Origin of the sequence: Archangium gephyra (assembly GCF_049060025.1) — a bacterium.
GTDB lineage: Bacteria > Myxococcota > Myxococcia > Myxococcales > Myxococcaceae > Archangium > Archangium gephyra_A.
The window spans coordinates 2,871,589-2,895,898 of the sequence record NZ_JBMEQQ010000002.1 but is presented as its reverse complement, the minus strand read 5'-3'; the positions used below and the strand labels follow the sequence as shown (position 1 = coordinate 2,895,898).

Sequence of the window (24,310 nt, the reverse complement as noted above, 5' to 3'; positions counted from 1 at the left end):
GAGCGGGAGGCACGGGTGTCCTCCCGCTCCACTTCCTTCCACTTGATTCCGCAGGAGATGACCATGGGGACCTTCAAGCAGTTCATGGATGAGAAGCAGCTCGCGCCCGAGACGCTGGTGCGCCTGTCCGGCCAGCTCGAGGCCCGCGCCGAGGACGATCGCAAGCTGGCGAAGCAGCGCTCCGACAAGCGGCGCGACAGCGAGAAGAAGACGAAGCCGTACGCCGAGCTGGGCATCGGCAAGCCGAAGAGCGGCCGGGGCGTGAGCGTGCAGCAGGTGGCCGCCGCCCTCGAGGACAAGCCGCTGCCGGCGAAGGTGCGCGGCAAGCTGGTGCGCGCGGTGAACGCCGTGCTGTCCAAGAAGGGCGGCCAGCCGGTGGACTTCCAGGCGCTGTTCGGCGAGGTCCCGGTCCGCAAGGGCACGGCGGCCAAGGCGAGCTGAGGAGACACGCGGATGGGCTCCTCCCTTCTCCACCCCCTCCCGCCGGACGTGCGGCGCGACGGTGAGCGGCTGTTCGAGGTCTCCATGTGGTGCATCGGCCGCGATGTCACCCACGCGGACAACCTGCTGCTGCGTCATGGCTTCACCCGCGAGCGCATGCCCGCGGGACAGAAGGGGACCAGTGCCTACTCGGGGGCTCTGCCCGGGGGAGGGGCCCTCACGCTGTGGGGCTTCGGCGCGTTGTGCCGGGTGTGCGGCGAGTCCATCTACGTGCCGCGCGATGGGTTCTCCCCGGCCGTGGTGGAGGAGGGGCGCGTCACCTGGCCCGTCTTCCAGGCGGCGGGGCTCGGCGGGCCGCGGGAGCCCGTCACCTCGTGTGAGCACTCCGCCGCGCGCGCCGCGGTGGTGGCCCTGGCCTCCTGGATGGCCGGGTACGAGGAGTGGGTGCGGGAGCTGATGGGCACGGGCTGGAGGCACGAGTGCCTCGCGGCGCGGACCAAGGCCTCGCCCGTGCCCGCGGAGTCGTTGGCGGTGGAGTGGCGGCGTCTGGCCGGGCGCGTCGAGGCGCTGCAGCGGCCCGTTGTGGACGAATCGTTTGCCCCGCTCGCCGGGGCGTGAGTGAGGTCACCATGCTTGCGCGACACCTTCGAGCCGAGGATCCCTCCATCTTCCCCTCCACGCCCTGGGACGACGTCCCCGACCTGGAACTGCCCACGCCTCCCCTGCGCGAGGGGCTGGGCCGTGCGCACCTGAAGGTGAGCACCCAGGTGCCCCTGGCCCAGTCGTATTTCGATCAGGGTCTGCGGCTGCTGCACCTCGGCTGGGGCGCCGAGGCCCGGCGCTCCTTCGCGGAGGCCGCGCGGCAGGATCCCCAGCTCGCCATGGCGTATTGGGGTCTGGCCCTGACGCGCGGGGCCGGCGCGCGCTTCGCGGTGGACCGGGCGGACGCCATCCACAAGGCGCTCTCCCTCAGCGAGGGCGTGACGGACGTGGAGCAACGCTACATCGTCGCGGCCACCTTCCTGGCCGACAAGGGCCCCGCCAACGGCCGCCATGGTTTCGTGCGGGAGATGGAGGCGCTCGTCGACCGCTTCCCCGAGGAGCCCGAGGCGCGCCTGCTGCTCGCCGGTTTCCTCTCGGACGGCTACGAGGCGGATGGGCGCCCCGGCGCGGGCCAGCCCTATGCGCAGGCCCTGCTGCGGGAGCTGCTGCGCACGCACCCCCACCACGAGGGTGTCCACCACGCCTGGGTGCAGGTGATGGTGGAGAGCGGGCGGCCCGAGGCGGCCCTGGAGAGCGCCCGGCGGCTGCGGCTGCTGGCGCCTCGCGCGGGGACGGCGCTGCTCGGCTCCGGCCGGTTGCTGCTGCGCACCGGACACACCCGCGAGGCGCGCGAGGTGCTCGAGGCGGTGGTGGCCGCGGATGACGCCTGGCTCTCCCAGGAGTCCCTGCCCGAGTCCGCCGCGCCCGCCGCGGGACTGGCGATGCGGCTGCTCGTCCAGGCCTGCACCGACGCGGGGCGGTATGGCGAGGCCCAGTCCTGGGCGCGCCGCCTGCGCCAGCGCGTGGAACAGGTGACGCCGCACCTCGGACAGGCGCTCGTGTTCGCGGCCGGTGCGCTCTCCGGCGCGCACCTGCGTTTCGGCTTCTGGCGCGCGGCGGCGGAGCTGCGCGTGGAGCTGGCGCCGGAGGCTCGCGTGGCCGAGCGGGGGCTGCTCACCGCCATGGAGACGTATGCCCGCGGGCTGCGCGCCCTGGAGACGGGCAAGCTGGTGGAGGCGGAGCGGGTGTGTGACGAGCTCGACGCGCTCCACCCGCCGCTGTCCGAGGAGCGCAAGGCGGACAACCGCGTCCTCTGCCCGCGTGACGTCGCCCGGGTGGTGGAGCTGGCGGCGTGCGAGCTGCGGGGCGCCCTGGAGGCGCGGCAGGGGGACTTCGCCCGCGCCGAGGCCTCGCTCATCCGCGCCTCCCGGCTGGAGCGCCGGCTGCGCGCGCCGGGCCCCACCGCCTTCTCCCGCCCGGCCCGTGAGACGCTGGCCCGCGCCCGCGTGCGTGCCGGCCGCGAGGACAAGGCGCTGGAGCTGGCCGAGGCCCTCGTGAAGGAGCGGCCCGGCAGTGGCCATGCCTGGTTCCTCCTCGCCGAGGTGCACGTCGCCCGGGGCGCCTTCTCCGAGGCGGCCTCGGCCTTCGCCGCCTTCCTGGAGTGCTGGCGTGACGCGGATCCGCAGTTGCCGGAGCTCCGGCGCGCCCGGGCCTTCATTCTGGGCCGTGGCGGGGTGAGCGTGGAGGCCGCGCTGCCCGGCAACGTCATCCCGCTCCGCGCGCTCGAGAACGTCTCCTGCTGAGGGCCGCGCTCACGCCCGGTGCGGTGCCGCCTCCTCGAGGAACGTGAGGAGGCGCCGCCCGCACTCCTCCGGGTGCTCCATCGGGAAGAGGTGGGTGCCGGGCAGCTCCTCGGCGCGGGCTCCGGGGATCGTCCGTCCGGCGCGGGCCAGGGCCGGTGGGAGGAGCGTGTCCGACTCGCTCCCGCGCAACACCAGCGTGGGCACCGGCACCGAGCGCAGCTTCCGCCAGACACGGCGCGGCGAGGTCTCGAAGACGCGGGCCTCCCAGGCGGTGGGGATGGTGAGCCGGAAGCCGCCGCCGGGGGCCTCGGTGAGGCCGTGGGTGAGGTAGTCCTGGAAGCACTCGGGATCGAAGCGCCGGAAGAGGGGCTTCTTGCGGTAGCTCGTGGCGGCTTCCTCGCGGGAGCCCCAGGACTCGCGGCGGCGGCGGGCCAGGCTCGCGGGAGGAATCCGGCTCCGCATCCCGAGCAGGGTCGCCGCCTGGATGGCCAGCAGGCGTGTGCCCGTGAACAGCACCGGGTCCAACGCCACCACCGCCCGGAAGAGGCCCGGGTGCTTCACCGAGGCGAGCAGGGTGGCCACGCCGCCCATGCTGTGTCCCACGCCCACCACGCCCTCCAGGCCCCGTGCGCGCAGGGCTCCGGCCAAGTCGTCGGCCATGTCCTCCCAGTCGCGCAGGGCCCGAGGGTCCGTCCCCGGCACGAGGCTGCGGCTGCGCAGGGTGAAGACGTGGTAGCGCGGCTTGAGGCGCTCGATGAGCTTGCGGTAGCTGCCCGGGGGAAAGCCGTTGGCGTGCGCGAGGTGCAGCACCGGGCCGGTGCCACCCCAATCATCCAGGTGCAGGGGGTCGCTCATCGCGCTCCCGCATACCGCACGAGGCCCCCGCTGTCCCGTGGCTCAGGCCATCCGGCCGTTCTCGGGGAGGTCCTCGGCGAGGAAGCGGATGACGTCCGAGGGGGTGATCATCCCCAGCAGCTTCTCCTCGCGCACCACGGGCAGGTGGTGGATGCGGTGCTTGCGGAAGAGCTCCATCACCTCGTCGGTGAGATCGAACTCGTTCACCGTCTGCACGGGCGAGGTCATCACCTCTTCCACGGGGGTGCGCAGCGGCAGGCCCCGGAGCAGGGCGTTCATGATGTCCAGCTCGCTGATCATGCCCAGCACCCGCCTATCGTCGTCCGTCACCGGCGCGCCACCGATGCGTTCCTCGACGAGCAGGATGGCGATGTCGGACAGCGGCATCCCCAGGGAGACGGACTTCACCGGCGCGGTCATCAGGTTGCGGGCGTGACCCTTCATGCCTTCGAGCTTGGACACGCGTTGGGGGAGCGTCAAGCTTGACGAGTGGGCGGGGCTTCGGGGAAGGGTGGGGCGCCAACCCAGAGGAGTCCCTTCATGCCCACCTTCCGCCTCAAAAGAGACCAGGCCTCGCTGCTCGTCGTGGACATCCAGGAGCGTCTGACCGCCGCCATGGATCGGGACGCGCTCGACCGGATGCTCAACCGCACCAACGCCGCCATCGAGGGCGCGAAGGCGCTCGAGCTGCCCATCATCGTCACCGAGCAGTACCCCAAAGGTCTGGGGCCCACGCACTCGCTGGTGAAGATGCGGCTGGGCAACTACTCCGCGGTGGAGAAGCTCGACTTCACCGCCTGCGTGCCGGACGTGGCCTCGCGGCTGGGCGAGCGCAAGCAGGTCATCCTCGTGGGCATGGAGACGCATGTGTGCGTCTTCCAGACGGTGCGTGACCTGGCCGAGAAGGGCTTCACCCCCGTCCTCTGCGCGGACGCGGTGATGTCGCGCAACGCGGAGGACCGCCGGGTGGGCCTGGAGATGTGCCGCGAGGCGGGCGCCCACATCGTCACGGTGGAGGCCGCGCTGTTCGATCTGCTCGGGTGCGCGGGCACCCCCGAGTTCAAGAAGGTCTCCGCCGCGGTCCGCTAACGGCCGCGGACCACGAGCTGCTTCAGGCCCCGCGCCAGGAGGGCCAGCACCACCAGCGAGCTCGCGAGCACCGTCTGCGAGCCGCCCACGGGGAAGTTGTAGAAGTAGGCGAAGAGGTAGCCGCCCAGGCCGGAGAGGGCGCCCGCGATCGTGGCCAGCAGGAAGGTCCACGGCAGCCGCAGATCCAACACCAGCGCGGCGATGGCCGACAGGGTGGAGAAGGCGAACACCGGCAGTGCACCGAGCGCCCGCGCCGACACACCCACCATCAGCCCGATGGAGATCATCAGCACCGCGTCGAGCGCACGCACCGGCAGCCCCTGCACCATGGCGCCGGTGCGATCGAAGCTGGCGAAGGTGAGGCCGCGGAACCACCACAGGTGGAAGAGCAGGGTGAGGGCGCCCACCACGGCCACGGCGATGAGCTGGGGCCGCTCCACCAGCACCGCCGTGCCGAAGAGGATGCCCTGGATGTCATGGGACTCCTGGGAGATGCGGTCTCCCACGAGGATGGAGGCGCCGCCGGTGAGCGCGTAGGCCAGGCCCAGCAAGCTCTCGCGGGAGATGCGCAGCCGCGTGGGCTCCATCATCAGCAGCAGCGTGGCCAGCAGGGACAGGCCCACGGCGCCCACGGTGGGGGCCACGTGCAGGCCCAGGTGGATCTCCGCGTAGAAGGCCAGCGCGACGCCCAGGCCGGCCGATTGCGTCACCGCGGCGCTGACGAACACCATGCGCCGCAGCACCACGTACACGCTGAGGAAACCCAGCACGCTGCCCGCGATGAGCGCGCAGAGCATCGGATCCCTGAACAGCTCGTAGGCATCCCAGAACTGTGCCCAGGTGTTGGTCTCAGCCAGTTGCGGGTCCAAGGGTGTGTCCTGAAGAGGGATGGCGGGGGCAGTAATCGTCGCCGTACTGGTGCCGGAAGGCAGGATGGCAGAAGACCGTGTTCGCGTCCCCAAGAACCACGGCCGGGGCCTCTCTATCCACGAAGAGGAGCTGGTCCGCGAACTCGGCCGCCACGCGCAGGTCATGGCTCACCACCACCACCGCCAGCTTCCGCTCGCGCGCCAGCTCCGCCAGACGCTTCATGGTGTCCCGCTCGGCCACGGCGTCCATGGCCGCGGTGGGCTCGTCCAGCAGGACCAGGTCCGACTCGGTGGCCAGCACCCGCGCGAGCAGGGCCCGCTGCTTCTGGCCCTCGGACAGCTCGCGGTAGGGCCGGTTGGCGATGGGGCCCGCCCCGGCCATCTCCAGCGCCGAGTCCACCACCTGGCGGTCCTCCCGTTTGGAGAAGGGCCGCAGGAAGTTCCACCCGGTCAGCCGGCCCCAGTGCACCAGCTCGCGCGAGCGCACCGGAAGCATGGCGTCGATGGCGGAGGTCTGCGGCACGTACGCGCTCTTCACCTGCGGGCTGGAGCGGTACACGCGGCCGGACACCGGATTCTGCAGGCCCAGCAGCGTCTTGAACCACGTGCTCTTGCCCGAGCCGTTGCGGCCGATGACGGCCAGGAAGGTGCCTCGGTGCACCTGGAGGTTGATGGGCGGCAGCAGCGCCTGGCCCTGGTAGCCGATGACCAGGTCCTCGCAGCACAGGAGCAGGTCGGCCTCGTGCTGGTGCGCGTGTCCGGACTTCTCCTTGTCCGGCGTGGGCTCGCCGTTCTTCGTGGGCTCACCGGTCTCCACGGGTCACCTCCGCTTCGGGCGAAATCGTGGCCAGCCGCGCCAGCAGCACGGCGTGGACCTCGGGGTTGGCGTCGGCGCTGATCTCCACCACGCCGTCCGGGTCTTCCTCCAGCGCGCTCCAGTCCACGGGGTCGAAGAGCACGGCCGTCAGCACCAGGTTCAGGTCCAGCTTCGCCCGGGGAGGCGTCGACCGGTCCGAGGGCAGGTCCACCGCGCCGTTGAGCACCGCCACCGGCGCCTCGCTGTCCGGAGCGCGGGTGAGCTCCCACCGGAAGCGGCGCTCGCCGGGGATGCGCGGGGTGGCCCGCCCGTCGCGCACGGTGCCCTCGAGGAGCAGGGCGTCGACGCCCCAGCGGCCCTGGGACACAGTGGCTTCGGGCAGGGCGCAGTCCGGCGTGCACTCCACCGCGCGCTTCTCCGGCGCCAGCAGATTCATCGGCTCGGCCACCGGCAGCGTCGCCACCGTGCTGGAGCCGCCCCCACCGCCCATCTCCGCGGCGATCTGCTCGTAGGGGATGAGCGCTCCGTCAGCGCGGTGGCAGTGGCCGTTGTGGCAGAGCGAGTAGCCCGGAGGCGGGCTGGCGGGATTGAAGCCGCCCGAGCCCGCGGCGATGGCGATCAACTCGATGCCGGACACCCGCATCGAGGCCGCGTCCATGCGGAGCTGATAGTCCGAGCTCAGCCGCTGGTAGCCATCCGGGGCGAGGCGGTCGGCGCGCGGCTCGTACGCGGCGCGCACGGTGGGCTCCACCACCGCGAAGCCCTGACCGGGCTCCCACGCGCAGCCGCCGAGCGTCAGGCAGGACAGGAGGAGGAAGGCGCGGCGCATGGCTCAGTTCCCCTGTCCCTTCAGCCCGTTCTCCAGCTTCGTCACCAGCTCCTCCATGTGCTGGAGGTACGTCTGGCCGCCGCGGACGTTGGTGCCCGAGGTGAAGAGGACGAGGGGCGCGGGAATCTTGCTCGCCACCAGCTTGGAGGTGGTGGTGGGGTAGTAGTCCTCCTGCAGGATGAAGCGGACCTTGCGCTGGCGGGACTGTCCCAGCACCTGGGCCACGTGGGCGGGGTTGGGCGGGATGCCGGGCTTGGGCTCGAGGAAGGCGATGGGCTCGAAGCCCAGCCAGTCCGCGAGGTACGCGGTCGTCCGGTGGTAGGCCACCACGGGCGCGCCCTTCAGCCCGGCCAGGCGCTGCTCCCAGCCCGCGCGCGCCTTCTCCAGCTCCGCGGTGAACTTCTCCAGGTTGGCGCGGTAGGCCGCCGCGTTCTTCTGATCCAACGAGGCCATGCGGTCGGTGATGCCCCGGGCCACCAGCAGCGCGGCCCTCGGGTCATAGAGGAAGTGCGGGTTGCCTCCCGCGTGCACGTCACCCTGGCTGCGATCCACCCGGGTGGTGGGGGCCTCCAGCGTGCGCACGAACTGGGCCGCCTCGAGGTAACCGGGGCTGCCGGAGAGGATGCGGGTGTTGCGGGCACCGTTCTGGAGCGCGGGCAGCCAGCCCACCTCCAGCTCCAGGCCGATGGCGATCAGCAGGTCCGCGCGGTTGACGTCCAGGGCGAGGCTCGGCCGGGCGTCCACGAAGTGGGGGTCCTGCGTGGGCAGGGCCAGGGCCGTCACCTGCACGTGCTCGCCGCCCACCGCCTTGGTGATCGCCGCGAGGTCCGGCAGGGTGGTCACGACCTTCAGGCCGGCGTGGGCGGGAAGGGACAGGAGGCCCAGGAGGACGGCGTTCAGGGCCACGAAGAATCGGAAGGGGCTCATCGAAGGCTCCAGCGCGAAAGGGTTTCAGAAGGCGTGGGCGCCGTGCGCGCCCATCACCACTTCGAGTGCGAGGAAGACCGAGTAGTCCGGACGCTCGCGCCAGCCGGCGATATCCGTGGCGCCCTGCAGGCGCAGGCGGGAGAACTCGGTGGGCCAGAAGGTGACGTTGGCGGAGATGCGCTGGCGGTTCTCGGTCCACAGGTCGTCGAGCGGATCGATCGCGTCGGCGCCACCCTGGCCGAGGGCCGGGGTGCCCAGCTCGTAGCGGCCGGCGGCGGCCCAGCGCTGGTCGAAGCGCCAGGAGAGCTGCGCATAGCCGCTGAGGTCCGACAGCACGTCCTGGGGAACCTGGCGGCGCCGGTAGAGAACCTCGGCCTGGAGGGCCACCGCCGTGAAGTCGGACCCGGTGAGCGGCCGGTACTTGAGGTACACGTCCGTGCCGAACACGTCGGTGCGGTTGCGGTAGCCGGTGGGGTTGGGACCGTTGGCGGCCGACAGGCCCCACAGCAGCGACAGGTCATCCGACAGCGGGAAGAACTGCTTCACCGCCCCGGTGAACTGGAAGTCGAAGGGGGAGGTGACGCCGCCCTGGCCAGCGCCCAGGAAGCTGCGCGCGGTGGACTCGCCCGTGGCGTCGGTGACGGAGCCGAGCACCTCCACGTACCAGGGCAGGGGTGTGAGCCAGGACGTCTCCACGCCCAGCCCGCGGTTGCCCTCGCCGCCGAAGACGCGGCCGATGGCGAAGGGCTGGTCCACGAACTCCCACGAGTGCGGGTGCGTGGGGTTGATGCGGCCAAAGCGGGTGAGGAACTGGCCGGCGCGCACCTGGAGGTTGCCGGGGAGGTTCGTCGTGGTGGCGTACGCCTCCTCGATCTCCACGCCGAACTGGCTGAAGACGATGTTGCCGTCGAAGCGGAAGTACGGGTCCACCGCCGTGTTGATGGACAGCTCCAACTGCTGGAGGTTGAAGCCGTTGGCGGTGGGATCATGCCCGCCCGTCTGCAGCGGCTCCTTCGTGGTGAAGGCGGCGGCGGCCACGTCCAGGATGAAGGCCAGGTTGAGCCCGTGGAAGTCGACGTTCGCCGGGCTGATCGTCACGCCGCTGCTGGAGGCGGGGGACTGGGTGGGCGCGTGGTGATCATGGCCGTCCCCGGTGGCAGCGGCGGCATCGTGGCCGAGCGCCTCCTCGATGTCCTTCATGTCCTCGGCGGACAGGCCCGCGTCCGGAGGGGGCTCCTGGGTGGGTGTACCCGCGTCCGGCGGCGTCTGGGCCGAGGCGGGCAGGGAAGAGAGACAGAACGACAGGCAGACAGCGAGGCCGGCGAGCCGGCACGATGTGGGGGACACGATGCACTCCGCGAACCGGACGCCCGGACAAGGCGGACGTCGACCCAAGCACTTCGCTTCGACGGCGCTAGACGCGCGCTGGAGGCGAGGCCTTGGGGGCGGTATCGAGGACGGACAGCGAGGACTGGGGCCGGGGCGGCGCGGTGGCCGGGCGGCTCACCTCGAGGCACGCCTGGAGGACGGCCTGGACCTGCTCGGGGCTCGTCAGCTCATCCCGGGTGCTGACCGGGACGAAGGCACACTCCTCGTGCAGCAGCGTGCCCCCAGGGGTGGCGGGTGGCTGCTTCTCGAAGGCCATCGCGTCCAGCAGCCGCGCGGCACCCGCCGTGCTTCCATTGCCCGAGGCCTCCTCGAAGGCGCGGTGGGTCGGGCAGTAGCGGTGCGCGTGCTCCTGCGCGTGCGCGATGGCGATCAGCGGCTGGGCGACCCAGAGCACCACCAACAGGGTGGCGATGAGGTGACCAGCGATGTGGGCGCGGATTCTCATCGGGCAGGAAGACGGTAATTATTTGGTCTACTGGTCCCCTGGAGGGGTGTCAAGGGTGCGACGAGGGCTCCGGCCCGGTATTCAGGGAGGAGAGGCCGCTCGACGCGGGGCGTTGAAGGAGACCGATGAACGGACAGGGGGACGAGCACTTCATTCCCGTGGGGCGCCTCGCGGACCTGGACGAGCGGGGCCGGGCGGTGGTGCGGGTCGGGGAGGAGGACGTGGCCCTGGTCCAGGTGGATGGGCGGCTGCATGCCGTGCAGCAGGCCTGTCCCCACCGGGGTGGGCCCTTGTCGGAGGGGGACCAGGACGGGTGCCTCCTCTATTGCCCCCTCCACGCCTGGGCCTTTGATGTCCGTACGGGCGTCAGCCCGACGCATCCGGACGCACGCGTGCGCATCTACGCGGTACGGATCATCGGAGACGAGATTCAGGTGTCGGCTTCGGGTAGGTTGCCCGGCCCCTGAGGTACCGACCTGGCAACGAGGAAGACACGCACCATGGCCGCAACTCGACGGACCCGAGGCGCTCCGCCCACGAAGCCCGACCGGGTGGCCATGGCCGCCGCCATCCAGGACTTCCTGCGCGCGGCGGGCCTGCCGCTGGGCAGCGATCCCAACCTCGTGGGCACCCCGGAGCGGGTGGCCGAGGCGTGGGCCGCCGAGTTCCTCGACGGCTATGAGCGCACGGCGGAGCAGGCCCTGGGGGAGACGTTCCCCGCGCCGCCGGACTCGTCCGGGGAGCTGGTGGTGGTGACGGATCTGCGTTTCCAGTCCATGTGTCCGCACCACCTGCTGCCCTTCGAGGGCCGGGCGCACGTGGCCTACGTGCCGCGGACGCGGGTGGTGGGCTTCGGCCGGTTGGGGGCGTTGGTGGACTGCTTCGCGCACCGGCTCATCCTCCAGGAGGACCTGGCGCGCGAGGTGGCCTCGTCGCTGGCCCGTGTGCTGAAGAGCCCGGCCACCGCCTGCATCATCGAGGCCGAGCAGGCGTGCCTGCGCATCCGGGGCGACCGGCAGCGCGACGCCCGCACGCACGCGGAGGCCTACGAGGGCCAGCTCCGCAAGGACGGAGCCCTGCGCCGGGAGCTGTGGGCGCGGTTGAGCACGATGCGGCGTTAGAGGAGCTGTCCGGATGAGCCTGCCCGCGGAGCGTACCTTCCCCCGAGTTTCTCCCTCCCTGGTGGAGCGTGCGCGGGCCGCGCTGGTGGAGGTGCTCTCTCCCGGCCAGGTGCGCCACGACGCCTCCACCCTGGAGAACTACGCCGAGGACGAGTCCGACTCCGGCGTCTATCCGCCGGACCTCGTGGTGTTTCCCGAGACCACCGAGCAGGTCTCCGCCGTCTTCCGCACCTGCCAGGCGCTCGGCGTGCCCTTCACGCCCTGTGGGGCGCGCAGTGGCAAGAGCGGCGGCTCGCTGCCCCTGTTGGGCGGCGTGGCGGTGAGCCTGGAGCGGATGAACCGCATCCTCTCCGTCTCCGGGGAGGATCTCACCGCGGTGGTGCAGCCGGGCGTCATCACGGGCGAGCTGATGAAGGCCGTGGAGGCGGAGGGCCTCTTCTATCCGCCGGACCCCAACTCGTGGGAGTTCTGCACCCTGGGGGGCAACGTGGCGGAGAACGCCGGAGGCCCCCGGGCGCTCAAGTACGGCGTCACCCGCGACTACGTCATCGGCCTGGAGTGGGTGCTGCCGAGCGGCGAGGTGCTCCGGGTGGGCCGCCGCACCATCAAGGGCGTGGCCGGCTATGACCTGGTGGGCCTCTTCGTGGGCTCCGAGGGCACGCTCGGGGTGGCCACGGAAATCACCCTCCAGCTCATCCCCAAGCCCCGGCACGTGAAGACGGCGCTCGTCATCTTCGACTCGGTGCACACCGCCGCACACGCCATCACCGCCGTGCTGAAGGCCGGCATCCTCCCGCGCACCCTCGAGCTCATCGACGACGTGGCGCTTCAGGCCGTGGATGGCCGGGGCTTCAACTTCCCGCCAGGCGCCGGCTCGGCCGTCATCGCCGAGGTGGACGGCAACATGGAGGAGGGCCTCTTCGCCGAGCTCGCCTGGCTGGGTGAAATCTGCGAGCAGCACGGCGCCCGGGAGGTCCTCGTGGCCCAGGACGAGTCCCAGCGCGAGAAGCTCTGGGCCGCCCGCAGGGTGGTTTCCACCGCGTTGCGCTCCCTCCGCCCGCACAAGATCTCGGAGGACATCGCGGTACCCCGTTCCCGTATTCCCGACATCATCCTGGCCCTCAAGAAAATGGGGGAGGAGCTGGGGTTGCCCGTGGCCACGTACGGCCACGCGGGGGACGGCAACCTGCACGCCAACATCCTCTACGAGGGCCCACACCAGCGCGCCCTCGTGGAGACGGCCATCCAGCGGATGCTGGAGCTCACCGTCTCCATGGGTGGCACCATCACGGGCGAGCACGGGGTGGGACACGCCAAGCGGGAATATCTGGCGATCGAGCAATCCGAGGCCGTGCTGGAGCTGCAGCGCCGGTTGAAGGACTTCTTCGATCCTTCAGGAATGCTCAACCCCGAGAAAATCTTTCCCGCGCCCAAGCGTTCTTGATTCTCAGCGGATACGCTCGTTCCTCGGGGAGCAGTCATCGCCCACCCTGTACCGCGGACCGTCACGAGGTTGTGACGTGGCTCCGGTCTGCTTGTCGCCAGGGTAAGCGGGTCAAATACCCCCGAATGGAAATGAGAAACGCTTCGGCTCGTTGTGCGTCCTAGGGATGTGGACGCGGCACCGGGGGCGAGCGCGTCCGTCACACAGAGGAACGGAGACGCGAAACATGGCGAACAGGACGATGAAGTACGGAGCCGAGGGCCTGTCGCACTACCTGCGTCATCTCGGGGATCATTCGCAGTTGACCCGAGAGCAGGAGTACGAACTGGCCGGGCGCGCTCGCAAGGGTGACGAGTCGGCGCGGCAGCTTCTCGCGCAGTCCAACCTGGCCTTCGTGGTGGCGGTGGCGAAGAAATTCTCCAACCGTGGCGCCCGGCTGGATGACCTCATCCAGGAAGGCAATGTGGGTCTGATGAAGGCCATCGAGCACTTCGACCCCAAGAAGAACGTGCGGTTCGCCACCTACGCGGTGTGGTGGATTCGCGCCTACATCACCCGCTACCTGAAGGACAACCGCAGCCAGGTGCGCGGCGGCGAGGCCGAGCGCGGCAGCATGACGGACTTCTCGCTGGACGCGAGCATCGACGAGGAAGGCGAGACGACCTTCCTGGACCGGCTGGAGGACGGGGGCCCCTCGCCCCAGCAGGTCTTCCTGGCTCGCGAGCAGAACGAGGAAGTGCAGGAGGCGCTGGCCAAGGTGCGCAAGCGCATTGGCGACCTGGGGTGGGACATCCTCCAGGAGCGGCTCACGCAGGACAAGCCGCGCACGCTGGAGGAGCTGGGCCAGCGCTGGGGCGTGTCGCGCGAGCGCGTGCGGCAGGTGGAGCTCAAGACGAAGAACTTCCTCGAGCGCTACCTGGCGGCCTTCAACCAGGATGAGGAGCAGCAGCAGGACGCTTCCTCCGCCGACGCCGCCTGACCTCCAGGACAGGCGCCATGTCGGCCGACAAAACGGGCGGTACCTGAGGTGCCAGGCGCACCGCGGGTACCGCCTTCGTCGTATTCGGGGCCCGGTGGCGGGGGACGGCAGGCGCGTGCTTGCTCGCTCCCCAGGCACCCGGCCAGGGGCTGCGTCACATTTCCCGAAGGCCCTCTCTAAATAAGTACCCAGACGTGTGGGATACGAGGAGAAGCCCCCATGAGAGCGGAGAACCAGTTGGCGACCCCGGACGCGCGCAACCTCGTCGAACTGCTGCTCCAACGGGCGCAGTCCCCCGCGAAGGTCGCGGCGAGTTGGAAGACGGGGGGCCGCTGGGAGGACGTCACCTGGGGACGCATCCTGGAGGACGTCCAGGCGCTGTCCGCCGGCCTCCTCGCCCAGGGCGTGAAGCCGGGGGACCGGGTGGCCATCTTCGCGGACACCAGCCTGCAGTGGTTGGTGTGCGACCTGGCCGTCTCCGCCGCGCAGGCCGTCACCGTCCCCATCTACGCGTCCAACACGCCGGACGAGGCCCGCTACATCCTCAACCACTCCGAGGCGTCGTTCGTCTTCGTGGACCATGACGAGCAGACGCCCAAGCAGGCGGGCCGCGCCACCCGCCTGCGGCAGAAGCTCGCGGAGTGTCCCAGCGTGCGCAAGGTGGTGCTCTTCGAGGGCGCGGCCTCGGGCGACGTGGAGCTATCGCTCTCCCAGGTGATGGAGCAGGGCCGCGCGGCCCACGCCGCCCGTCCGGAGTCCTTCGGCGAGCGGGTGCGGGCGATGGGGCCCGAGGACATCTGCTGCATCATCTACACCTCCGGCACCACGGGGGACCCCAAGGGGGTGCTGCTCACCCATGGCAACTGGGCCTACGAGGCCCGGGGGGTGGCGGGCATCGGGGTGATGTCGCCCGGCGACGTGGTGATGATGTTCCTGCCCCTGGCGCACTCCTTCGGGCAGGTGGTGAAGGCCGGGTGGCTGGCCATGGGCTTCCGCATGGTGTTCGCCGAGTCGGCCGAGAAGCTGCTGGGCAACCTCGTGGAGACTCGCCCCACCATCCTCCCGGCGGTGCCGCGCGTCTACGAGAAGGTCTACAACGGCGTGGTGGCCAATGGCTCCGCCGCGCCGGGCGTGAAGGGCCGCCTGTTCCGCTGGGCCTTCGCCCTCTTCGACGAGTACGTGGACGCGAAGCTCCAGGGCCGCGAGCCCGCCCACGTGGGCCTGGCCCTGGCGCGCAAGCTGGTGTTCAGCAAGGTGCGCGCCTCGCTCGACGAGAAGCTGGGCGGCAACCTGCGCCTGTTCATCTCCGGTGGCGCGCCCCTGTCCCGGAAGATCGCCTGGTTCTTCGATCTGCTCGGCTACAAGGTGCTGGAGGGCTACGGCCTCACCGAGACGTCCGCCGCCTCCTGCGTCAACCCGCCGGAGCGCATCAAGATCGGCACCGTGGGCCCGCCGCTGCCCGGCACCCAGGTGAAGCTCGCCCCGGACGGGGAGATCCTCCTGTACGGCCCGGGGGTGATGAAGGGCTACTACAAGAACCCCGAGGCCACCGCCGAGGTGCTCGAGGCCGACGGCTGGTTCCACACCGGGGACATCGGCGAGGTGGACGCGGACGGCTACGTCACCATCACGGATCGCAAGAAGGACATCATCGTCACCTCCGGGGGCAAGAACGTCTCGCCGCAGAACCTCGAGAGCACGCTCAAGACGTTCCCCCTCATCAGCCAGGCGGTGGTGCACGGAGACAAGCGCAAGTACCTGGTGGCGCTCCTCACGGTGGCCGAGGAGCCCGCGCGCAAGCTGCTCGCCGACAAGGGCGTGAAGGCCGGGAGCTACGCGGAGCTGTGCCGCCATCCGCTGCTCCGGGCCGCGGTGCAGGAGATCCTCGACAAGGTGAACGCGGAGCTGCCGTCCTACAGCACCCTCAAGCGCTTCGCGCTGATGGACGCGGACTTCAGCCAGGAGACGGGGGAGCTGACGCCGAGCCTCAAGGTGAAGCGCAAGCACGTCAGCCAGAAGTTCAAGGCGGTGCTGGACGCGCTCTACGACAAGGACGACCGGGCGGACTGACCCGCACGCGACGACGCCCGTGCCCGTCTCTCGCGGAGGAGAGACCGGCGCGGGCGTGGCACCGCGCGAGACGAGGCGGGGAGCGCCTCAGCCCTGGTGGCTGGTGCTGCGGGCGCTGGCGTCCTTCTCCACCGTGCCGCTGCTGGCGAGCGAGCCGGACGGCTTCTTCTCGTCGGCGGGGGCGTCCTCGCCACCGAAGCCGCGCTTGAAGTTGCGGATGGCGCTACCCAGCGAGGAGCCGAGCTGCGGCAGGCGCGAGGCTCCGAACAGGAGCAGCAGCACCGCCATGATCAGCAGAATCTCCGACATCTTCAGACCCATCGCGCACTCCTCAGAGTAAAGACCGGGGCAGGATAGCCCCCCGGGGCGCGGGTCGCCAGCAAGACGACAGAGACGCTCAGACCTGAACGCCCGCCGAGGAAGCGAGGGCGATGGGGAGTGTAAGGTAGAGCGTCGTCCCCCCCGCGTCGGCCGTCACCCCGACGGAGCCGCCGAGCGCCTCCACCTCCTGCCGGGCCAGCCCCAGCCGCAGGGGATCCTCCAGCTTCTTCTCCCGGAAGGCCCGCTCCTCGCGCGCGAAGGTGAGGGCGAGCTCCTCGTCCGACAGGGGCACCCCGTCGCGCCGCACCTCCACCCGGAGCATCCCTCCCTCCGGCCGGGCCCTCACCCGGAGCTGCTCCCCGGGTTGGGCGCGCAGCAGGTGGTGGCGGATGAAGGCCTCCACGGCGTGCTGCACCCGCCCCCCGTCCACGTCCACCTCGGGCAGGGCCCCTCCGGGCAGCTCCAGGCTCAGCGCCACGCTGGCCGTGCCCGCCGCCTCCAGGTGGTGCTCCACCGCGTGGGCGAGCAGGGGTTCGAGCGCCTGCGGCTCCCGCTCGCAGGCCAGCATGCCCAGGTCCGCGCGGCTCGCGTCGAAGAAGTCCTGGGCGAAGGCCAGCGCCTTGTCCGTGTTCCGCAGGATGGTCTCCAGCCCGCGCTTGGCCTTGGGCTCCAGCGGAATCCGGCCGTTGAGCAGCAGGGCGGCGTACGAGCGCACGTTGGCCAGCGAGCCCCGCAGATCATGCGACGCCAGCCCCAGGTAGCGGACGCGCCGGCGCACCAGCTCGTCGTCCCCCTCCGCGGGCTGCGTCCACACCAGCCGCGTACCGTCCTCCAGGGGGCGCTCGCCGGCCCGCACCAGCCGCCCCTCGTGCTCCCACAGGTCCACCCCCGGCCGTTGCTGGAAACCCACCGACTCGAGCAGCTCCACCAGCGAGCCCGCGCTCTCGGGAAGCCGCTCCACGCCCAGGTGGGACCGCATCCGGCCGTCCACCTCGCGCACATGGCCTCGCCGCGAGACGATGGCGAACCCGGGCTCGTCCTCTCCGGCCGCCGCCTGCCGCCATTCCCCCGCGTGATTCACGCCTGCCGTCTCCTCGTCCATGGGTTAGGAAAACGGTGGGGCGGCAGTGTCGATTTTGCAACGTGCCTGCCTCGTTGCCCTGCGAGCCGGTTGAATTCTTCCGCACCTTCCCGCCCCTTGAGAGAAAATCGGGGGGCGCGCCATCTCATGGAGAAGAACCTGTCTTCCACCAATTCTCAGCACCAGGGGTCCCACGTCGTGCTGGTGGTCGATGACGACCCGGACATCCTCGAGGCCCTCTCGGAGATTCTCGAGGCCGAGGGGTTCGAGATCCGCCGCGCACGCAATGGCAAGGAGGCCCTGGAGCGGCTCGAGCCGGATCCGCCCCAGCTCATCCTCCTGGACTTGATGATGCCGGTGATGGACGGCTGGGAGTTCGCCCAGCGCATGCGGCAGCGGCCCTCGGTGGCCGGCATCCCGCTCATCGTCCTCAGCGCGGATCGCAACGTGGGCAGCAAGGCCACGGACATTGGCGCGGTGGGTCATCTGGCCAAGCCCTTCGAGCTGAACGATCTGTTGGACATGGTCCGGCGCTCGCTGAGCCAGGCCCAGGCCTCCAGCGCCGGCCGTTGAGTCTCCCCGTTGAGCCTCCCTACGTCTTGACCCGCCCGGTCACCGTCATTACGGTGCCGGCCGGACGTTGACTCACCAGTCAATCCCTCAAAAGGAGAGAGCGATGTCGAACGCGCAGGAGATCATCGAGAAGGACATTCCGGCCACGCTGCAGCAGAAGCCGGAGCTGGCCAAGGACATCAACTCGGTCATCCACTTCAACATCACCGGTGACAACGGTGGCACCTGGACGCTGGACTGCACCAAGCCGGACAACTGGGTGTCCAAGGGCGCCGAGGGCGACCCGAAGATGACCGTCACCGTCAGCAACGACGACTTCGTGAAGATCCGCGCCAAGCAGCTCAACGCGCAGATGGCCGCCATGCAGGGCAAGCTCAAGTTCAAGCCGATGGACATGGGCCTCGCCATGAAGCTGGCGAAGCTGCTCGGCTAGTCGCACCGGAGCCGCGCCCCCGGGCGTGTTGCTCCACCAGCGGCGTGTGCTCCTCCTCCGGGGCCGCGCCGCTTCTTTTTGTCCCCCCAGCCCCAACCCCCCCACACATGAACACGCTCCCCCTGTCCGGACTCAAGGTCCTGGATCTCTCCCGTCTTCTGCCCGGCCCCTACGCCACGCTGGTGCTCGCCGATCTCGGCGCCACGGTGGACAAGGTCGAGGACCCCCAGGGCGGTGACTACCTCCGCCAGATGGCCCCGCTGCGCGACGACGAGAGCGCGCTCTTCTACGGGCTCAACCGCAACAAGCGCTCGCTGACGTTGGACCTCAAGGCCCCCGAGTCGCGCGAGGCCTTCAAGCGCCTGGTGCGCGGCTACGACGTGCTGGTGGAGAGCTTCCGCCCCGGCGTCATGGACAAGCTGGGCCTGGGCTGGAGTGTGCTGCACGCGGAGAACCCGCGGCTCGTCTACTGCGCCATCTCCGGCTACGGGCAGACGGGGCCGGACCGGCTCAAGGCGGGGCATGACCTCAACTACGCGGCGCGCGCGGGCGTGCTCGGCTACGGCGGCGAGGCGGACGGCGCGCCGGCCTTCCCCGGCGTGCAGCTGGGGGACATCGGCGGAGGCAGCCTCTTCGCGCTGGTGGGCATCCTCGCGGCGCTCCACGAGCGCGAGCGCACCGGCCAGGGCCGCTTCGTGGACGTGTCCATGACGGACGGCTCCGTGGCCTTCCTCCACATGCACCTGGCGGCGCGCCTCTTCATGGGCGAGCAGGGCCAGCCGTTGCGCCGCGGCCGCGAGACGCTCAACGGCGGCCTCGCCTGCTACGGGCTGTACCGCACCCGTGACGGCCGCTACCTGGCCGTGGGCGCGCTGGAGCCCAAGTTCCTCGCGGGCGTGTGCCAGGTGCTCGGGCGCCCGGAGCTGCTCGCGGAGGCCTATGACACCGGAGAGGCCGGCGCGCGCGTGAAGGCGGAGTTCTCCCGCATCTTCGCCGAGCACCCGTTGGCGTATTGGCAGGAGCGCTTCGCGGGCACGGATGTGTGTGTCGAACCCGTACTCGAAGGCGATGAAGTGCTGATGGATCCTCAACTCCGCGCCAGGAATCTGTTCGTGGAGTCTGAAGACACCCAACGTGGGAGAAGAGTGACCCACCTCCTCACTCCCTTGCGCATGGGCGAGACACCTTTGCGTCCTCCCCCGGCTCTTGGACAGCACACACATAAAATTCTTTCCGAGGCAGGCTTTAGCCCGGAAGAAGTCGAAAGACTGGTCAAATAAGCTCTGCCAGGAATTGGCCGGGAAATCTCACGGGGGCTCCGGACCGTCTCGAATCCCGGATCTCCCGTGAAGTGTGGGGGTCTGCCTTTACCCGCTACCCACGCAATTTGAGACATGCGATTTTGCGGTACGTCGAGTCAGGGCCTCGCATTTCTCTGCGAGTGACGTCTGGCCGCAAGCCGGGGGGCGTGCATCCGTGAGAGGAACCAACGTGCCGGGACCGCAAAACCAAGCGAAACCCGCGAGAGACGCAATTCATTGGCAGTCGGTCGGTTGACACTGGCCGACAGTGCAGTGGACCTTTGACGGATACAGGGAAGGCAACACCCATGACGGAAAGCGATAACCAGCAGGGGTCAGGCACCGGAGCCGCCACGAAGGCGGAGCAAGAGCTGGGAGGCTCCGACGCGGGGACCACGCAGGGGGCGAGAGAAGCGGAGCCCATCGCGGTGGTGGGGCTCGCGTGCCGTCTGCCCGGCGCGCCGGACGCGGAGGCCTTCTGGCGGCTGCTGTGTGAGCGCAAGGAGCTGCTGCGCGAGGTGCCCGAGGACCGGTGGGACAACGGCACCTGGTACGACGCGGATCCCCAGTCGCCGGGGAAGATGAACACCCGTCACGGCTACTTCCTGGACCGGGTGAGCGGGTTCGATCCGCTCTTCTTCGGCATCTCCCCGCGCGAGGCCGCGGAGATGGATCCGCAGCAGCGGTTGATGCTGGAGGTGTGCTGGGAGGCGCTGGAGGACGCGGGCGTGCCGGCGATGGGCCTGAAGGGCTCGCGCACGGGCGTGTTCATGGGCGCCATCTGGCACGACTACGCGGACCGGCACCTGAGCGAGCGCGCGGCGGTGACGCTGCACAGCGCCACGGGCCAGTCGCTCAACATCGTGGCCAACCGGCTCTCGTACTTCCTGGGCCTCAAGGGGCCGAGCCTCACGGTGGACACGGCGTGCTCCTCGTCGCTGGTGGCGGTGCACCTGGCCTGTCAGAGCCTGCGCTCGGGGGAGTCGCGGCTGGCGCTGGTGGGCGGCGTCAACCTGATGTTCTCGCCCGAGGCGAACGTGCTGCTGTCCAAGTTCGGCGGGCTGGCGCCGGACGGGCGCAGCAAGGCGTTCGCGGCGGGCGCGGACGGCTTCGGGCGCGGCGAGGGCGCGGGGCTGGTGGTGCTCCAGCCGCTGTCGGCGGCGCTCGCCTCCGGCGCGCACATCTACTGCACCATCCGCGGCAGCGCGGTGAACAACAACGGCACGGGCAACGGCCTCACCGCGCCGAGCGTGCCCGGCCAGGCGGCGCTGCTGCGCGAGGCGTACGCGCGCGCCGGTGTGCCCACCAACCGCGTGCATTACGTGGAGACGCACGGCACGGGCACGGCGCTGGGAGACCCCACCGAGGCCAGCGCGCTGGGCGCCGCGCTCGGGGAGGGGAGGGCCATCGACCGGCCGCTGCTCATCGGCTCGGTGAAGGCGAACGTGGGCCACCTGGAGGGCGCGGCGGGGATCACCGGCCTCATCAAGGTGGCGCTCTCGATTTCGCGCCGGCTGGTGCCGCCGCACATGCTGCACGGGGAGATCAGCACCCGGATTCCATTTGGCGAGCTGCGGCTGAGCCTGCCGCAGCGGGTGATGCCGTGGCCCAGCGAGGACGAGCCCGCGACGGCGGGGGTGAGCGCCTTCGGTTGGGGCGGCACCAACGCGCACGTGGTGCTGGAGGAGTCGCCGGTGGGCCGCGAGGAGCTGCTGCCCCTGGCGGGGGAGAGCGCCGAGGAGCTGCTGGCCCATGCGGCGAAGGCGGAGGAGCTGCTGCAGCACGACGAGGAGCCGGTGTGCGTGCGCGACCTGTGCCGCACCTGGGCCCCGTACGCGGCGAAGGGAGGGCATCGCGCGGCCCTCACCTTCCGCACGCGCGCGGAGCTGGCCACGCTGCTGAAGTCCCTCCGGCAGGGCAAGCGCCGGACGGGCCTCCTCACGGGCGAGCCCGGGGCGGTGCCGCGCGTGGCCTTCGTCTGCGCGCCCCAGGGCTCGCAGTGGCCCGCCATGGGCCGCGAGCTGCTGGCCACGGAGCCGGTGTTCCGCGCCCGGCTGGAGGCGCTGGACACCACCTTCATGCCGCTGGCGGGCTGGTCGCTGGTGGAGGCGCTGAGGGATCCGCAGGCGCGGGTGCTGTCGGACGAGGACGCCGCCGAGCCGCTGACGCTGGCGGTGCAGGTGGGGCTGGCGGCGCTGTGGCGCGCCTGGGGCGTGGAGCCCGAGGTGGTGGTGGGCCACGGCGTGGGTGAAGTGGCCGCGGCGTGCATCGCCGGAGGCATGGAGGCCGCGGACGCGGTGTGGAAGGTGTACCGCGCCAGCCGCCTGCGGCAGTGGGAGCCGCTGCGCGACGAGCTGGAGGCGGCCCAGGAGAAGCTGTGGGAGCGCGAGGAGGGCGTGCGCTGGGTGTCCACCGTGGCGCGCGAGGTGGGGCCGGACGGCCGCTCCGGGGATGCGCGCTGCCGCACCATGCGCCAGCCGGTGCGCTTCGCCCAGGCGGCGGAGCGGCTGGTGGCCGACGGGGTCGACGCCTTCGTGGAGTCAGCCCGCACCCGGTGCTGTGCCGCCCGGTGGAGCAGCTCCTGCGCAAGGCCGGACGCACGGGCGTGGTGGTGGGCTCGCTGCGGCGCGACGAGGCGCGGGCCGCCCTGCTGGAGGCGCTCGGCGCGCTGCACGTGCAGGGCGTCCAGGTGCGCTGGGAGGCGCTGCCGCCGCCGGAGACGCCGGTGGCCGTGGTGCCCTCCGCGAAGCCGCCGGCCGTGGTGCCGGGACGCACGCAACTGCTGCCCCTGTCCGCGCAGACGCCCGAGGCGCTCGCGGAGGCCGCCCGCCGTGTCGTCGCCCGCCTGGAGACGCACCCGTTGTCGCTGCATGACGTCTGCTACTCGGCGTCCGTGACGCGCAGCCACCTCAACCACCGGCTGGCGCTGCTGGCCCACACGCCCGCCGAGGCCCGCGAGGGCCTGTCCGCCTTCCTGCGCGGCGAGGTCCGCCCGGGGCTCTCCGTCACCCGCCACGCGGATGGGCGCCACCAGCCCGTGGTGTTCGTCTTCCCGGGCCAGGGCTCGCAGTGGCTCGGCATGGGCCGCCGGCTCATGGCCGAGGAGCCCGTGTTCCGCTCCGCGCTCGAGCAGTGCGACGCCGCGCTGCGCCGCTTCGTGGACTGGTCGCTCATGGAGCTGCTGGCCTCGGACAACGCGGCGTGGATGGAGCGCATCGATCAGGTGCAGCCCGCGCTCTTCTCCATCCAGGTGGCGCTGGCCCGCTTGTGGCGCGCCTGGGGCGTGGTGCCCGACATGGTGGTGGGCCACAGCATGGGCGAGGTGGCCGCGGCGCACGTGGCCGGCGCCCTCGACCTGGTCGACGCGGCGCGCATCATCTGCCGCCGCAGCCTGCTGCTGCGCCGGGTGAGTGGCCAGGGCGGCATGGCCATGGTGGAGCTCACCCTGGACGAGGCGCGCGTGGCCATCCGCGGCCTGGAGGACTGGCTGTCCGTGGCGGCCAGCAACAGCCCCCGCTCCACCGTGCTCTCCGGCGAGCCGCACGCGCTCGCCCAGGTGCTGGAGAAGCTGGAGGCGCGCAACGTCTTCTGCCGCCGGGTGAAGGTGGACGTGGCCTCGCACAGCCCGCAGATGGAGCCGCTGCGTGAGGATCTGCTGCGCGCGCTGGAGGGCCTCGCGCCCCGGCGCGGCGAGGTGTCGCTCTTCTCCACCGTGACGGGCGAGGTGACGGACGGCGCGGACCTGGAGCCGGCCTACTGGGTGCGCAACCTGCGCGAGCCCGTGCTGCTCGCCCCCGTGGTGGAGCGGCTGGCCAATGACGGGCACTCGCTCTTCGTCGAGGTGAGCCCGCACCCGGTGCTGCTGCCCGCCATCGAGCAGACCATCGCCCACCTGCGCATGGAGGCCACCGTGCTGCCGTCCGTGCGGCGCGAGCAGCCCGAGCGCGAGGTGATGCTGGAGACGCTCGGCGGCCTCTACGCGGCGGGCCGGGACGTGGAGTGGAAGGCGCTGCACCCGGAAGGCGGCCGGCTGGTGCGCCTGCCGGACTACCCCTGGCAGCGCCAGGACTGCTGGTTCCAGCCGGGCGCTTCCCCCGTGCCCAAGGCGGGCCGGGAGGACCGGGCCCAGTCGCTGTTGGGACCGATGCGCCGCTCCTCGCTGCGCCCCGGGGCCTTCTTCTGGGATGTGGAGGTGGGCGCGCAGAACCTGCCCTGGCTGGGAGACCACCGGGTGCAGGGCACCATCATCCTCCCCACCACGGCGTACCTGGACTGGGTGACCACGGCGGTGCAGTCGGCGCTCGGCCCCGGGCCGTGGACGCTCGAGGACGTGCGCATCAACGAGGCGCTGGCGCTGCTCGGTGACGGCACGCGCCGGGCCGAGCTGCTGGTGGATGTGGGCTCCACGGGCGCCATCTCCTTCAAGGTGTCCAGCTTCATCCCCACGCCGGGCGGCAGCAGCGCGGAGATGTGGACGGTGCATGCCCAGGGACGCGTGCGCGCGTCGGACTCCAACGGACGCGGCGCGCTGCCCTTCGTGCTGGTGGACGACGTGCAGCGGCAGTGCTCCGAGGTCCGCCTCACCGAGGTGCACTACCTGGACATGGAGCAGCGCGGGCTGCAGTACGGGCCCACCTTCCGGGGACTCAAGGAGGTGTGGCGCCGGGACGGCGAGGCCGTGGGCCGCATCTCTGCCCCCGAGTCGCTCGGGCCGTCCGCCGACATGCATCCCGCGGTGCTCGACGCCGCGCTGCAGGTGCTGCTGGAGGCGCTGCCCGCCGGTGACACCACCTACGTCCCCGTCCGCCTGCGCCGCTTCGAGGTGCTGCGCAAGGGCACGCCCAAGTGGGCCTACGCGCGCCTGCCCGCCCCGGAGACCTGGCGCAAGGGCACGCCCCTCGAGGGCGACGTCGTCCTGCTCGACGGGCAGGGCGTGGCGCTCGCGGAGGTGGAGGGCCTGGAGGCTTCTCCGCGCTGCCCA

General features: G+C 71.1%; 23 protein-coding genes and 1 pseudogene. 14 read left to right on the top strand and 10 right to left on the bottom strand.

Going from position 1 to position 24,310, the window contains the following annotated elements:
• The first annotated feature begins 63 nt into the window (after positions 1-63).
• Genes ACN28I_RS12460 through ACN28I_RS12450 form a run of 3 tightly spaced genes read left to right on the top strand, consistent with a single transcriptional unit; the run spans position 64 to position 2,786 of the window.
• A complete protein-coding gene (locus ACN28I_RS12460) occupies positions 64-441 on the top strand; it encodes a hypothetical protein (protein WP_420942257.1) in 378 nt (125 codons plus the stop codon).
• Positions 442-453: 12 nt separating this feature from the next.
• Positions 454-1,059, top strand: a complete 606-nt coding sequence (locus ACN28I_RS12455; RefSeq protein ID WP_420942256.1) for a hypothetical protein — start codon at positions 454-456, stop codon at positions 1,057-1,059.
• A gap of 11 nt (positions 1,060-1,070) precedes the next feature.
• Positions 1,071-2,786 (top strand): tetratricopeptide repeat protein, encoded by a 1,716-nt coding sequence (locus ACN28I_RS12450; protein WP_420942255.1) that lies wholly within the window; start codon positions 1,071-1,073, stop codon positions 2,784-2,786.
• 9 nt (positions 2,787-2,795) lie between these two features.
• Here the strand turns inward: ACN28I_RS12450 and ACN28I_RS12445 are convergent, their stop codons facing one another.
• Positions 2,796-3,641 (bottom strand): alpha/beta fold hydrolase, encoded by an 846-nt coding sequence (locus tag ACN28I_RS12445; RefSeq protein ID WP_420942254.1) that lies wholly within the window; start codon positions 3,639-3,641, stop codon positions 2,796-2,798.
• Positions 3,642-3,683: 42 nt separating this feature from the next.
• Positions 3,684-4,085, bottom strand: coding sequence for a cyclic nucleotide-binding/CBS domain-containing protein (locus ACN28I_RS12440; RefSeq protein ID WP_420942253.1), 402 nt, complete (start codon positions 4,083-4,085; stop codon positions 3,684-3,686).
• Between the two features lie 96 nt (positions 4,086-4,181).
• Here ACN28I_RS12440 and ACN28I_RS12435 point away from each other — a divergent pair, with 96 nt between their 5' ends.
• Positions 4,182-4,730, top strand: a complete 549-nt coding sequence (locus ACN28I_RS12435) for an isochorismatase family protein (protein ID WP_420942252.1) — start codon at positions 4,182-4,184, stop codon at positions 4,728-4,730.
• Here the strand turns inward: ACN28I_RS12435 and ACN28I_RS12430 are convergent.
• The 6 genes from ACN28I_RS12430 to ACN28I_RS12405 form a co-directional block, all read right to left on the bottom strand.
• Positions 4,727-5,599, bottom strand: coding sequence for a metal ABC transporter permease (locus ACN28I_RS12430; protein ID WP_420942251.1), 873 nt, complete (start codon positions 5,597-5,599; stop codon positions 4,727-4,729). The genes ACN28I_RS12435 and ACN28I_RS12430 overlap by 4 nt on opposite strands.
• Positions 5,580-6,416, bottom strand: coding sequence for a metal ABC transporter ATP-binding protein (locus tag ACN28I_RS12425; RefSeq protein ID WP_420942250.1), 837 nt, complete (start codon positions 6,414-6,416; stop codon positions 5,580-5,582). The genes ACN28I_RS12430 and ACN28I_RS12425 overlap by 20 nt, the downstream gene beginning before the upstream one ends.
• Entirely contained in the window at positions 6,403-7,245 is an 843-nt protein-coding gene (locus ACN28I_RS12420) for a hypothetical protein (RefSeq protein ID WP_420942249.1), read from the bottom strand. The genes ACN28I_RS12425 and ACN28I_RS12420 overlap by 14 nt, the downstream gene beginning before the upstream one ends.
• Positions 7,246-7,248: 3 nt before the next feature.
• A complete protein-coding gene (locus ACN28I_RS12415; RefSeq protein WP_420942248.1) occupies positions 7,249-8,172 on the bottom strand; it encodes a metal ABC transporter substrate-binding protein in 924 nt (307 codons plus the stop codon).
• A 24-nt stretch (positions 8,173-8,196) separates the two neighbouring features.
• Positions 8,197-9,519 carry a zinc-regulated TonB-dependent outer membrane receptor gene (locus tag ACN28I_RS12410; RefSeq protein ID WP_420942247.1) on the bottom strand — a complete coding sequence of 441 codons (1,323 nt, stop codon included), beginning with the start codon at positions 9,517-9,519 and terminating at the stop codon, positions 8,197-8,199.
• A gap of 67 nt (positions 9,520-9,586) precedes the next feature.
• Positions 9,587-10,006: a hypothetical protein gene (locus ACN28I_RS12405; RefSeq protein WP_420942246.1), complete on the bottom strand. Its 420-nt coding sequence runs from the start codon at positions 10,004-10,006 to the stop codon at positions 9,587-9,589.
• A gap of 125 nt (positions 10,007-10,131) precedes the next feature.
• Between ACN28I_RS12405 and ACN28I_RS12400 the strand changes: the two genes are divergently transcribed.
• The 5 genes from ACN28I_RS12400 to ACN28I_RS12380 all read left to right on the top strand — a co-directional run bounded on the left by ACN28I_RS12400 (position 10,132) and on the right by ACN28I_RS12380 (position 15,620).
• Positions 10,132-10,473 (top strand): Rieske (2Fe-2S) protein, encoded by a 342-nt coding sequence (locus ACN28I_RS12400; RefSeq protein ID WP_420942245.1) that lies wholly within the window; start codon positions 10,132-10,134, stop codon positions 10,471-10,473.
• A 33-nt stretch (positions 10,474-10,506) separates the two neighbouring features.
• A complete protein-coding gene (folE, locus tag ACN28I_RS12395; protein WP_420942244.1) occupies positions 10,507-11,127 on the top strand; it encodes a GTP cyclohydrolase I in 621 nt (206 codons plus the stop codon).
• A gap of 13 nt (positions 11,128-11,140) precedes the next feature.
• Entirely contained in the window at positions 11,141-12,571 is a 1,431-nt protein-coding gene (locus ACN28I_RS12390; protein ID WP_420942243.1) for an FAD-binding oxidoreductase, read from the top strand.
• Between the two features lie 226 nt (positions 12,572-12,797).
• Complete coding sequence (locus ACN28I_RS12385; protein WP_420942242.1) at positions 12,798-13,550, top strand: sigma-70 family RNA polymerase sigma factor; 753 nt, start codon at positions 12,798-12,800, stop codon at positions 13,548-13,550.
• Positions 13,551-13,769: 219 nt separating this feature from the next.
• Positions 13,770-15,620 (top strand): AMP-dependent synthetase/ligase, encoded by a 1,851-nt coding sequence (locus ACN28I_RS12380; RefSeq protein ID WP_420942241.1) that lies wholly within the window; start codon positions 13,770-13,772, stop codon positions 15,618-15,620.
• A gap of 87 nt (positions 15,621-15,707) precedes the next feature.
• Here the strand turns inward: ACN28I_RS12380 and tatA are convergent, their stop codons facing one another.
• Together tatA and ACN28I_RS12370 are read right to left on the bottom strand one after the other, a co-directional pair.
• Positions 15,708-15,941 (bottom strand): twin-arginine translocase TatA/TatE family subunit, encoded by a 234-nt coding sequence (gene tatA, locus ACN28I_RS12375; protein WP_420942240.1) that lies wholly within the window; start codon positions 15,939-15,941, stop codon positions 15,708-15,710.
• A gap of 76 nt (positions 15,942-16,017) precedes the next feature.
• Positions 16,018-17,022: a sensor histidine kinase gene (locus ACN28I_RS12370; RefSeq protein ID WP_420942239.1), complete on the bottom strand. Its 1,005-nt coding sequence runs from the start codon at positions 17,020-17,022 to the stop codon at positions 16,018-16,020.
• Positions 17,023-17,169: 147 nt separating this feature from the next.
• Here ACN28I_RS12370 and ACN28I_RS12365 point away from each other — a divergent pair, with 147 nt between their 5' ends.
• The 5 genes and pseudogenes from ACN28I_RS12365 to ACN28I_RS12345 all read left to right on the top strand — a co-directional run.
• On the top strand, positions 17,170-17,595 hold the full coding sequence (locus ACN28I_RS12365; protein WP_420942238.1) for a response regulator: 426 nt from the start codon (positions 17,170-17,172) through the stop codon (positions 17,593-17,595).
• Between the two features lie 103 nt (positions 17,596-17,698).
• Positions 17,699-18,028: an SCP2 sterol-binding domain-containing protein gene (locus tag ACN28I_RS12360; RefSeq protein ID WP_420942237.1), complete on the top strand. Its 330-nt coding sequence runs from the start codon at positions 17,699-17,701 to the stop codon at positions 18,026-18,028.
• Between the two features lie 107 nt (positions 18,029-18,135).
• A complete protein-coding gene (locus tag ACN28I_RS12355; protein ID WP_420942236.1) occupies positions 18,136-19,308 on the top strand; it encodes a CaiB/BaiF CoA transferase family protein in 1,173 nt (390 codons plus the stop codon).
• Between the two features lie 329 nt (positions 19,309-19,637).
• Positions 19,638-22,226 carry a type I polyketide synthase gene (locus ACN28I_RS12350; protein ID WP_420942235.1) on the top strand — a complete coding sequence of 863 codons (2,589 nt, stop codon included), beginning with the start codon at positions 19,638-19,640 and terminating at the stop codon, positions 22,224-22,226.
• Positions 22,109-24,283 (top strand): annotated as a pseudogene (locus ACN28I_RS12345) (acyltransferase domain-containing protein); the annotation flags it as partial. The gene ACN28I_RS12350 and the pseudogene ACN28I_RS12345, both read left to right, overlap by 118 nt.
• Between the last annotated feature and the right edge of the window lie 27 nt (positions 24,284-24,310).